The sequence below is a fragment of the Moorena sp. SIO4A5 genome (genome assembly GCF_010672005.1).
GTDB lineage: Bacteria > Cyanobacteriota > Cyanobacteriia > Cyanobacteriales > Coleofasciculaceae > Moorena.
In genome coordinates, this window is sequence record NZ_JAAHHZ010000181.1 from 1 (window position 1) to 10,667 (window position 10,667).

The 10,667-nt window shown below is 42.8% G+C and carries 10 protein-coding genes and 2 pseudogenes; 9 read left to right on the forward strand and 3 right to left on the reverse strand.

Translation table 11 applies throughout. The annotated features are described in order from the left end of the window. From F6K57_RS31050 to F6K57_RS31080, 7 genes and pseudogenes are all read left to right on the forward strand, one after another. Positions 1–743 (forward strand): annotated as a pseudogene (locus F6K57_RS31050) (glucosidase); the annotation flags it as partial. Between the two features lie 165 nt (positions 744–908). Then, on the forward strand, positions 909–1,337 hold the full coding sequence (locus F6K57_RS31055) for a DUF3574 domain-containing protein (RefSeq protein ID WP_083305243.1): 429 nt from the start codon (positions 909–911) through the stop codon (positions 1,335–1,337). A gap of 243 nt (positions 1,338–1,580) precedes the next feature. Beyond that, positions 1,581–2,630 (forward strand): DMT family transporter, encoded by a 1,050-nt coding sequence (locus tag F6K57_RS31060; RefSeq protein WP_293072002.1) that lies wholly within the window; start codon positions 1,581–1,583, stop codon positions 2,628–2,630. 79 nt (positions 2,631–2,709) lie between these two features. Further along, a complete protein-coding gene (locus F6K57_RS31065) occupies positions 2,710–3,324 on the forward strand; it encodes a CPBP family glutamic-type intramembrane protease (RefSeq protein ID WP_293072003.1) in 615 nt (204 codons plus the stop codon). 16 nt (positions 3,325–3,340) lie between these two features. Further along, a complete protein-coding gene (locus F6K57_RS31070) occupies positions 3,341–3,484 on the forward strand; it encodes a hypothetical protein (RefSeq protein WP_293072004.1) in 144 nt (47 codons plus the stop codon). A 4-nt stretch (positions 3,485–3,488) separates the two neighbouring features. Next, positions 3,489–4,247 (forward strand): annotated as a pseudogene (locus F6K57_RS31075) (cation:proton antiporter). Beyond that, positions 4,247–4,789 carry a cation:proton antiporter gene (locus F6K57_RS31080; protein ID WP_293019359.1) on the forward strand — a complete coding sequence of 181 codons (543 nt, stop codon included), beginning with the start codon at positions 4,247–4,249 and terminating at the stop codon, positions 4,787–4,789. Before F6K57_RS31075 ends, F6K57_RS31080 begins: the two are co-directional and overlap by 1 nt. On the opposite strand, the gene F6K57_RS31085 is transcribed toward F6K57_RS31080, so the two are convergent. The 3 genes from F6K57_RS31085 to F6K57_RS31095 form a co-directional block, all read right to left on the reverse strand. Beyond that, the gene (locus tag F6K57_RS31085) at positions 4,722–4,865 is read right to left on the reverse strand and encodes a hypothetical protein (RefSeq protein WP_293019357.1); all 144 of its coding nucleotides are present in this window, start codon (positions 4,863–4,865) and stop codon (positions 4,722–4,724) included. The two genes, F6K57_RS31080 and F6K57_RS31085, sit on opposite strands and share 68 nt — an antisense overlap. Before the next feature lie 229 nt (positions 4,866–5,094). Further along, entirely contained in the window at positions 5,095–7,236 is a 2,142-nt protein-coding gene (locus F6K57_RS31090; RefSeq protein ID WP_293072005.1) for an endonuclease/exonuclease/phosphatase family protein, read from the reverse strand. A 699-nt stretch (positions 7,237–7,935) separates the two neighbouring features. Beyond that, on the reverse strand, positions 7,936–8,922 hold the full coding sequence (locus F6K57_RS31095; protein WP_293036500.1) for a hypothetical protein: 987 nt from the start codon (positions 8,920–8,922) through the stop codon (positions 7,936–7,938). Positions 8,923–9,147: 225 nt separating this feature from the next. On the opposite strand from F6K57_RS31095, the gene F6K57_RS31100 reads away from it, so the two are divergent. Both F6K57_RS31100 and dnaG read left to right on the forward strand, forming a co-directional pair. After that, positions 9,148–9,750, forward strand: coding sequence for a Uma2 family endonuclease (locus F6K57_RS31100; RefSeq protein ID WP_293029056.1), 603 nt, complete (start codon positions 9,148–9,150; stop codon positions 9,748–9,750). Between the two features lie 168 nt (positions 9,751–9,918). After that, the coding region (gene dnaG, locus F6K57_RS31105) for a DNA primase (protein WP_293072006.1) at positions 9,919–10,667 on the forward strand (749 nt) is incomplete at its 3' end.

The following is a 10,667-nucleotide window of genomic DNA, read 5'->3' on the forward strand; positions in this document are numbered from 1 at the left end:
CCGTCACTACTATAGAACCAGAGACGCTCAATAAACTTCCGGGTTTTAAAAAACGATTGGAGTGGTTTATTCAACATCGCCCTGATCTCAAACGCAATGTTGCTTGTATGGAAACTAAGGGAGTAGGCGCAAAGCGGATGCTTGCTCTATGTTATATGACTCTTGGCAAAGTGGTAGAAAGTGATAAATTCCGCCGCATTCTGAGCAAGTTGTTGGATGAAAATGAGTTTTTAAGTGACTATGGTATCAGAGCTATTTCTAAGTTTCATAAGGATAATCCTTATCTATTTTATGTCAATGATAATGAACATCGTGTAGACTACGAACCTGCTGAATCTAGTAATGGGTTATTTGGGGGAAATTCTAACTGGCGTGGTCCGATTTGGATGCCCCTTAACTATCTCTTAATTGAATCCTTGCAAACCTTCCATTACTATTTAGGAGATACGTTTAAAGTGGAATGCCCTACAGGGTCAGGTAATCTGATGACCCTTGGGGAAGTCTCTGTAGAACTATCCCGGCGTCTGATTCGGATTTTCCATAAAAATCAATCCAGTCATCGTCCTCTTTATGGCAAAATTAAGGAATTTAAAACTGCTCCGAATTGGCACAATTTAATTCTGTTATATGAATATTTCCATGGCGATAGTGGCTTAGTAATTGGAACAAGTCACCAAAATGGTTGGACTGGATTAATTGCAAAACTGATCCAACAATGTGCTGACTATAGTGATTCTAAATGATTTATGGACAATACTTTTATTTAAGACCTCAGTGGTAGGGTGCGTTATTAACCTATCCTACAGGTATAGTTATTACCTAACTCTGGCTCAATTAAGTAGGTGGGCATAAATAAACGTTAAATTGTGCTACGGTGCTATAGTGCTATAAGATCTCATTGTCTAACTATGAAAACATTAAGTAACTTCATTTGTGTGGTAGTAATTTTTGTATTATTTTTGTTGACTTTCCCTCAAAGCAATCTCGCATCATCATCTTGTCCAGTAGAAGGCCAAACCATGTCTAAGGTTGAACTCTATTTTGGTTTAAACATCCCTGGTGGCGGAAAAGTGGAACCTCTAGTATGGCAAAAGTTCCTTGATAATGTAATAAGCCCTCGATTTCCAGATGGGCTAAGCATTGACAAAATATCAGGACAATGGCGAGATGCTAAAACAGACAAGACAATACAGGAGGAGTCCCGTATGGTGATGATCCTTTATAAGCGCTCTGCAAAGGCAGAGCAAGCTATTGAAGATATCCGTGCCGCCTATAAGTCACAATTCCAACAAGACTCAGTTATGCGTCTTGATGAGATAAACTGTGTCTCATTTTGAATCGATGGTACATCTGGACACGATATAATTCATTGAAACCAGGGTAAGCGCAAGAAAAAATTGCCCATAATGTGGATTGGGTGGATATCGGTTGATCGTGGCTCGAAACCCCTATAATCTAGTAGAACTGTACTCGCAATAGAATTAATTTGTTGAGAATGGCGCGGTTTTTTTATCAATAAGCCTAGGCTTATTGATTCTTGCGCTTACCCTGTCATTTAAACTTTGCTATTGTCAACGTCTATGTCAAGTTTCATTGCTAAAATAACAGATTGGTTGAATCGGATTCCAGGGCGTGGTTACTTATTGATCGCTATCCTAATTTTTGCAGCAGCGAATTCGGTCATTCGTAAGCTCACTGACCTGGGTGCAGATAATTTAATTGATGGTAACAATCCTATTTCCTTCTGTAATGTTTTGTTTGTTGGCAATCTCTGCGCGTTGCTAGCGTTGATTGCTATTTATGGACGACAGTGGAATTTTCGAGCCCTAAGACAACTCTCTGGAACAGATTGGTTAGGGTTACTGGGTGTCGCAGTTTTGTCAGGAGCACTGGCACCATCTCTGATATTTATCGCTCTTGAGCGCACTGCTGTTAATAATGTAGTGCTGATTGGACGCATTGAGCCTCCTCTGGCTTTGGCTTTGTCAGTTTTACTTCTCAAAGAACGGGTAAATCGTTGGGTGATAGCTGGTGCGATTATTTCATTTATTGGTGTCATCCTGACTATTTTGCTTCAGCCTCCGCAGGAAAACATGATTACTATGGCGGGAGGCTTTAGGATTGGTGTCGGTGAATTGATGGCAGCAGCAGGTGCGATCGCATTAGCAATTTCTACGATTATTAGTAAAGTGAAGCTGCGCCAAATCCCTCTGGGCATCTTTACGGTGTTCAGAACTGCTACAGGTACAGTCATTTTCTTTGTTGTGGTGATTAAGTTATTTGGAGTAGGTCACTTTATGAATGTTTTCTCACCCTTTGTCTGGCAATGGATGCTCCTCTATGGAGCTGTGATTGTAGTAGGGGGTCAACTCTGTTGGTTTAAGGGTTTGAAGACTACTACTGCATCCGATGTTTCTCTGGCCAGTTCGTTTAGTCCAGTAGCGGGCATTTTAGCAGCTTACTTGATTCTCTCAGAAGTACCAACAATAGCTCAATATATTGGTGGTGCTGTAATTATTTGTGGCATTGTGCTCAATCAAATTGGTATTGCTCGCAAACTTCATAAAACTGATACTGTAATTGTGGAAGAATCGATGAAAGAAATGGAAGTTGGGTTTAAGGGAGTATGAATGTAAGCATTCAGCTAATGCTTACGTATTAACATCTTTATGTTACTAGTTATAGAGATGTCACTATGGAGATGTCACTATGGAGATGTCAGCCAAATTTGCTGAAAGAGTTGCCGAGCGCTTGATTGCTGGGATATTAACGTTTCCTGATGGTCAAGCTTGGGTAATTGTAGTTATCTTAATTGTGATCTATGGTTTAATTGCTTTACCGATTGGTTTACGGAACGGTTTTCTGCAACTAGATCAGAACTTACTTACTATTGATAATTCCCCATTATCTCCTTTATTCAGGAAAACTGATCTAAATGCTGTTAATTTCAAAACCTCTTGGCATCTAGTGGGAAAGATTATGATAACTGCTCTGTTTACCCCAGCAATAGCTGAGGAGATATTTTTCCGGGTTTTATTATTACCTCATCCCTCAGAAAACCCTTCCTTAATTTCAATATACGCTTGGTCTACAGTAAGTTTATTCATTTTTGTTATCTATCATCCTCTGAATGCTATCACCTTCTATCCGGCGGCACGGGAAACATTTTTTAAACCTATTTTTCTATTCCTAGCTACACTTTTGGGAATTATTTGTACTATTGCTTATATTAAAAGTGGCTCCATCTGGACAGCTGTCGTCATTCACTGGTTGTTTGTTGTGATCTGGCTGATTGGCTTGGGTGGTAAAAGCAGACTTTTGTAACTTAAGCTATCAGCTAATGCGCTACGCGCACGCTACGCGAACAGCTATCAGCGCTTTTCATAACTATGAGGTACACAGGTTTTTTTCCCTATTCCCTATTCCCTGTTCCCTGTTCCCTATTCCCTTTGCTATCGCACTGACGCACTCAGGACTTAGATAATTTCATGAACACTGAACTATTTGCGATTATTGCCCTATTTATCCTTGGCTTTGGTTTAATTTCTGGGCGCATTGAGAAAAGTGTGATTACTCCACCGATGGCTTTTGTTATCTTTGGAATTTTATTGAGTCCGCCATTGTTGGGTTTATTGAATCTAGACGTAGAGCATGAGTTTGTTCGGATAATTGCTGAATTTACCTTGATTCTGGTTTTGTTCACTGATGCTTCTCGGATTAATCTTAAACTGTTGCGTCGAGAGTACAATTTACCAGTACGTCTGTTAGGTATTGGTCTACCGCTGACAATTATCCTAGGAACAATTTTGGCAGTACTGTTGCTTGGAGGTAGGTTATAATTCTGGGAAGCAGCGGCCTTGGCAACAATTCTGGCTCCCACTGATGCGGCTTTAGGACAAGCGGTGGTCAGCAGTCGGAGTGTTCCGATTTGTATTCGTCAATCCCTCAATGTTGAAAGTGGTTTGAATGATGGTATTTGTTTACCGATTCTATTAATTTTCCTCTCTTTAGCTGGAACAATGGAAGGGACGGGAACAGCAAGCTTTTGGTTTCGCTTTGCTGCTATGCAAGTGATTCTCGGACCAATCGTTGGGGTAGCAGTTGGCTATATTGGCGGTTGGTTGGTGTCAGAGAGTGCTCGCCGCAAGTGGATTACTCATAGTTTTGAAGATTTATCGGTATTAGGACTGTCGTTATTCGCTTATGCGATTGGCCGTAGGCCACGCCAAAGGCGATCGCAGAATTAGTGGGGGGCAATGGTTTTATTGCCGCCTTTTGTGCTGGCTTAACCCTAGGGAATACAGCTCCATCAATTTGTGATTGTTTATATGAGTTTGGAGAAGCAGAGGGACAGTTGCTGGTGCTGCTGATTTTTATGATTTATGGGTCAATGATGGTGTTTCCTGCTCTGGATGAGGTGAATTGGCAGATGGGATTGTACGCCGTTGCTACTCTGACCATTGCTCGGATGGTAGGGGTTGCTATTAGCGTGATTGGTATGAAGTTGCGTTGGTATACTATCTTATTTCTGGGCTGGTTTGGACCGAGGGGAGTGGCTTCAATATTGTATGGTTTACTAATTTTAGAGGGGGATGGAATTCAGGGTAGTGAAGTGATGTTTAGCACTATGGTAGTAACTGTGTTGATCAGTGTGTTTGCTCATGGTTTAACGGCTTTTCCAGGAGCTAACTGGTATGGTAAGCACATGGCAAGATTTAAAGCTACCCATGACATGCCAGAATTGATGCCACGGTCGGAAATGCCTGTTCGTTTGTCTTGGCGTAAATGATAGGGAGTAGGGAGTAGGGAGTAGGGAGTAGGGAGTCGGGAGTAGGCAAGCTAGCAATAGTTTTGGAACTTTGCAAGAGGTCTTCTGAGTAGACTAGTAATCCTAACAGTAGCCGAAGTTATTGTAGCCCTTGAGAAGCACCGAAAATCAGCTAAATAACGTTAAACATTATTTGGAACAGGATAAAGATTATTCAACCAAATAACCTTCAACCTTCAACCAAATAACCTTCAACCAAATAACCTTCAACTTGCTAACCTCCAACCTCACAACCTTCAACCTTGAAAATCAAACATAATTCTAGATTATAACACAAAATTACTAGCATCATGGAGCTCAACAACATCAACATCTTCGAGAACCAGAAATATCTGACTTCCATCTGAATTAGTATTTAAAGAAGGAAACGAAAAATCGTGTTCTAATTCCCTGAAAACCCCTTGATAATTGCTGGCATCCGAGCCATCTTTGTTAAACAAAACAACAGCACTATTGTCCTGTGAACCAAAACTCAGAAAGCCCCGATTAATCGCATCTGCATAATTAGCAACTGTAATTCCGTTATTATTAAATAACTCAGTAAGAACAATTTTGTCACTTCCCACTTCAAAGTCGGTGATCTGATCGCCAGCATCTCGGTGTGAAGTGTAGACAAACTGATCATTACCACCACCACCAGTGAGCAAATCTCGAGCTTGGAAACCAGTGATAATGTCATTGTTATCAGTACCAGTCAGCTGATCACTACCTGCGGTGCCATTGATAATAGTTGGCTCAGGTAAGGTAAAGCGAGCCAAAATTGGGTCATGGTCGCTAGCTTGGTCAGCAAACTCACTGTTGACGTGGACAATGTCATACTCAGCACGAGCATTAACTAGGTTATCACTGACTAAAATGTGGTCAAGTGCCTGAGAGTTCCCTTCAAAAATAAATGTGTAACGCTCATCCTCTGGTAACGTTTCCGTCAGATTGGTCAGCACTGAATTGTGAGCTCCCTTAAGAGTTTCCAGTGGTTTTTCAAAATCAAACGTATTGAAGTCTCCGAGCACTACCACATTGGCATCAGGGTCATTAGTCAGAATGGTATCGACGAAATCGTTAAGGATTTGAGCTTGTTGATTCCGTTTCTCCTCCTGACCGTTGTGTGGTGGTTGATTCTCACCAAAGAGAGGGTCACTACCACCCTTGGAAGAGAAGTGATTATTAATAACAGAGATGGTTTCACCGTTAAACTCAAACTCCGTCAACAAAGACTTGCGGGTATTATCGAAAGCCGTCTCACCAACACCAATACGTTGAGCAGAATCAGTGTTGATGGTAACTCGGTTAGGGTTGTAGAGGTAACCGACGCGGATATTACCACCAGGTTGACCCCCATCCTGACCGTCCACAGGGGGGATATCAAAGAAGGAGTACTGAGGTCCACCAGTAGCAACTATGGCATTAATCAGAGTTTCGTAGGTTTCCCTAGCATCCACATTACCATTGTCTATAGTTCCGTTATTGTCTTGAACCTCTTGCAGAGCAATGATATCCGGGGATTGGAGATTATTGATAACTTGAAATGCGATCGCATTAAATTTACCATCACCGATATCATCATCCCCATCTTGACTATTGGGGTCGAGGTTTTCGACATTGAAGCTAGCAATCGTAACTTGATTTGCACTACTGACTAAATTCGTTATCTCTGGGGTTAGGTTACCGGATGTAGCACGAATTGGTTCAGTAGACTGGAGTTCAAAGTTACCGAAACTGTAGCTAAGTACCCCTGTTACAGTACCGAGCTCGTCACCGACATTAACTATAGGAGAGGTGCCATTCAATAGAGTGTCATCAATCTGAATTCGTTCTGGATTGAAGTCACCGTCACTAATGGTAATGCCACCACGATTATTAACACCAGTAGGATTGACATCACCTGGAACCGTCCAAATTTCACCAAACCTATTAGTGGGAGCAACCGCTACAGCATTATTGATTTGCACCCGCATCCCTTCTAGGCTTTCGTAAAAGTCGATGCTATCAGTAGCTTCATTGAAGTCAGTTAAACCATCATCATCAATAATTTCTGTAGGTACTGTACGGTCTTCACCGATAACCACTGCAGTAGGTAAAGGGTTGTTCGATGATAAGACCCTAATATTAGTCAGGTTAGTAATTTCAGTCAGGGTTAAGTCATCGGAACGGTTACTACGCCGAAATTCTTGGACATCACCACTCACTTGCACCTCGTCACGGATTCTGACCGTAGGAGTAGAATTAGTAAAGACAAAAATTCCATCTGAGGTGGCATCATTATTATCTCCATAAGGGTCTTGTAGGTAGAAGCCGTTGCTCGCTACCCCAGTCACAATACCTGTAGTGGTGACAGACTGACCAACAAATGGTGAGATATGACCTTCACCTTGGATGTCGTATATGGGACGTATGATTCGATTTGTCATATACCTACGTTTCTCTTTAGCACTCACTAGTAATTTCAGGTTTTTGTCTTGGTTTTAAAACCAACGAATCTTTAGCTATTAACTATCAGCTGTCAGCGGTCACCTATCAGCTATCAGCGAATGTATGCAATCCCTGATAAATAAATAGAGTCGAAACTTTATATAGTCTGTAGAGATGTTATGTATAAGGTCTCTACAGAGGCTTTTTTTCGTGAGCAATGCTTGATTTAATTACCTATATTGCTTCTATTCTGTTTTATTTATTAAAATAAAATGCAATAATAAATATTAACTATCAAAAAATAAAGTAAGCAGCTACTTATGATGTTACTTGATATTAGTTAATATTTGGTGATTATTTTGTTTTTTTACTAGATTTTTATTTATCTAGCAAGACTTTGAAAAAAATTAATTGAATCAGGAAGAGATAGCAGTTGACAAGTTACTTTGAAATGGTTATACAGATACACTCTAGCTGTAATAATTCAGGGATCAGCTTCTAAGCAGTCAGCTTTTAAATCAAGACAAACATAGGCATTTAGCCCTGGGACGAGTACATGAGGTGCGACCCGTGATGGCGAGCAATCCCTTGACCGTAGGTCACGCGGGGCGCGTTCGCCATCACGGAAAGCGCACCTAAGTGATTATGGAAAAGCCTCAAGAAGCTGATCGCTGACCGCTTAATGCTTACACTTCCTATCAATCAGATATACTCTCTCCAAACCTCTCCAACAGTTCCTCACGGGACAAGTTAAGCAGCACCTGAGTACGCTCTGTGATCGGCAACTGCATCAAAGGCTCAATTGTCCGGGATAATTCGAGATCAACACGGCCAAACCGCCCTGCCAGTAGATTCTCTACCATCAGGCGCTGTCCCTCTAAATTGCCTTGTTCCCGGCCTTGTTCCCGGCCTTGTTCCCGGCCTTGTTCCCGGCCTTGTTCCCGGCCTTGTTCCCGGCCTTGTTCCCGGCCTTGTTCTAAGGTTTCTTCTCGCCAACGCAAATAAGCTGGTGATAAATTCATAATTAACTCCCTGTCGTCTTCAGTTAAATCTTCTCTGTCTTCTATTTTGATGCGCCAGTTGGCCAGAATCTCTAAGATGTTGCCCCGTAAAGGGTGTCCAACTGGCAGTGCCACCAATTCCTTAATGGCTTGCTCCTGAGTGCGATTGCGTCCCAAAAGTCTCAACCAGAGGGTTTCTTCCGTAACCGGTAGCTGGTTAATGGCCACCAGGGCTGTCTTGAACAACTCAGGCAAAAAATAGACTCCTTCCACCCAATTCCCTGAATCATCAAGTTTGGCGGCAAAACCATTCAATAGGTTGCTTGAACAAGAAGGAGACAGAATCCATAAACAGGGCAAGTCAGGTTCTGACACAGAATTTTTCTCTCGTCGTGCCTGGCGCTGTAGCTCACCGTAGAGGGCAAACAACTTCAGCAGACAATTACGCACCGCCATGATCCCGATGGCATTGCGGAACGGTTCCAATAAACAGGCAGTTGATGCCATCTCACCGAGCAATCCTAAAACCTGGGGTGGTGTGGAGACCGAAGGTGTTGGTAGAAACCAAATATCCACTTGGCGTACTTCACTGGTTACTTCGCGGCTGATTTGCACCTCACCGTGAGGTGTTAACAACTCCGTTAAATACTGTTTCGCAAATTGGTCGTGTGGCTGTCGGGTCATTCATCCTAATTGTTTGGGGATAGTATTAGTAGCCTTTCATCGATCAACTGGCTAAAAACAGATCCCATGGATCTTGACTTTTTGACCAAGACCTGAAACAGCATTTTGTGTCAAGTCTTGCCAACAGCTGTCATACTGAAATGGCACTAAACCTTAGAAGCACTCTGGGCGCTCCCCTTAGAATAGAAAAAACTCCGCACAGTGCTCGAAGCCAGGTAATTAGTCATGACAGTAGCCACCACACCTGTTGATACCAGTCCAATTGTGCTGAGGATGCCCCCAGCACTGGCTATGGATGATGACCAGTTTTTTGAATTTTGTCAGATTAACCGGGAATTAAGCATTGAACGCACATCGGCAGGGGAAATCATTATTATGTCTCCAACGGGGGGAGTAACAGGAAACCGAAATTTCAAACTAATTCAACAGCTTGCCAACTGGACGGATGACGACGGTACAGGCATTGGCTTTGATTCCTCTACTGGTTTCAAGCTTCCCAATGGTGCAGAACGTTCCCCTGATGCTGCGTGGATTAAGCTAGAGCGTTGGGATACCATTCCAACTCAGAAACAAGAAAGGTTTGCTCCCATCTGTCCTGATTTTGTGGTGGAGTTACGCTCTCCTAGTGACAAGCTAGAAACCTTGCAAAATAAAATGACCGAGTATATCGATAATGGGGCAAAGCTGGGCTGGCTGATAGACCGCAAGCATCAACGGGTTTATGTTTATCGTCCTGGAGTGGAAACCGAACGGTTAGACAATCCTGCTACTGTTAGCGGTGAGGCAGTTTTGCCTGGTTTTGTGCTAAAGCTCTCGAAAATCTGGTAAGGGTCTTAATAGAATGCGCGAATTTAGAATGCGCGAATTTAGAATTACATTCTTCATTATTTGATCACAAAACCTTTTCCCTATGCATCCCCCCTGCTTCACGCTACTCGGGGGAATTCCGCGAGTTTTGTTAAAAACACCCTGTTGATTGTAAGCAATAATCGAGCAATGAACATTCCACGGCTACACCCAAACACTATTGAAGCAGTTAAGGAACGGTCTGACATTGTGGATGTCATCTCGGAGCATGTGGTATTGCGTAAGCGTGGCAAAGACCATGTCGGTCTGTGCCCTTTCCATGAGGAAAAAACTCCCAGTTTCACTGTCAGTCCCTCTAAACAACTGTATTACTGCTTCGGCTGCCAAGCTGGAGGGAATGCGATTAAATTCCTGATGGAGATTGGCAAGCACTCCTTCTCAGATGTGGTGCTGGATTTGGCACAGCGCTACCAGGTGCCAGTCCAAACCCTCCAACCGGAACAGCGGGAGCAATTACAACGGCAACTTTCTCTACAAGAGCAACTCTACGAGATTCTGGCCTTAGCCACAGCTTTCTATCAACATGCCCTCAGACAACCCCAAGGACAGCAGGCCCTAGAGTACTTGCGCGGTAAAAGGGGTCTGAGTGAGGAAACTATCATTACTTTCGAGCTAGGGTATGCTCCAGCTAGTTGGCAAACCATTTACCGCTATCTGGTGGAACACAAACGGAAGCCAGTGAAGCTAGTTGAGCAAGCGGGATTGATTAAGCCTAGGGACAATGGTGGGTATTATGATGGCTTTCGCGATCGCATTATGATTCCCATCCACGACACCCAAGGTCGAGTGATTGGCTTTGGTGGTAGAAGTCTTGGGGATGAGCAACCGAAATACCTCAACTCTCCAGAAACTCCCCTGTTTGATAAAAGTAAAACCCT

Bases quoted from the DNA above. Each gene is read 5' to 3' on its own strand.
- F6K57_RS31095 (WP_293036500.1), bottom strand. From the start codon at position 8,922: ATGACCCGACAGCCACACGACCAATTTGCGAAACAGTATTTAACGGAG.
- F6K57_RS31090 (WP_293072005.1), bottom strand. From the start codon at position 7,236: ATGACAAATCGAATCATACGTCCCATATACGACATCCAAGGTGAAGGT.
- F6K57_RS31055 (WP_083305243.1), top strand. From the start codon at position 909: ATGAAAACATTAAGTAACTTCATTTGTGTGGTAGTAATTTTTGTATTA.
- F6K57_RS31070 (WP_293072004.1), top strand. From the start codon at position 3,341: ATGCGCTACGCGCACGCTACGCGAACAGCTATCAGCGCTTTTCATAAC.
- F6K57_RS31060 (WP_293072002.1), top strand. From the start codon at position 1,581: ATGTCAAGTTTCATTGCTAAAATAACAGATTGGTTGAATCGGATTCCA.
- F6K57_RS31100 (WP_293029056.1), top strand. From the start codon at position 9,148: ATGACAGTAGCCACCACACCTGTTGATACCAGTCCAATTGTGCTGAGG.
- F6K57_RS31065 (WP_293072003.1), top strand. From the start codon at position 2,710: ATGGAGATGTCAGCCAAATTTGCTGAAAGAGTTGCCGAGCGCTTGATT.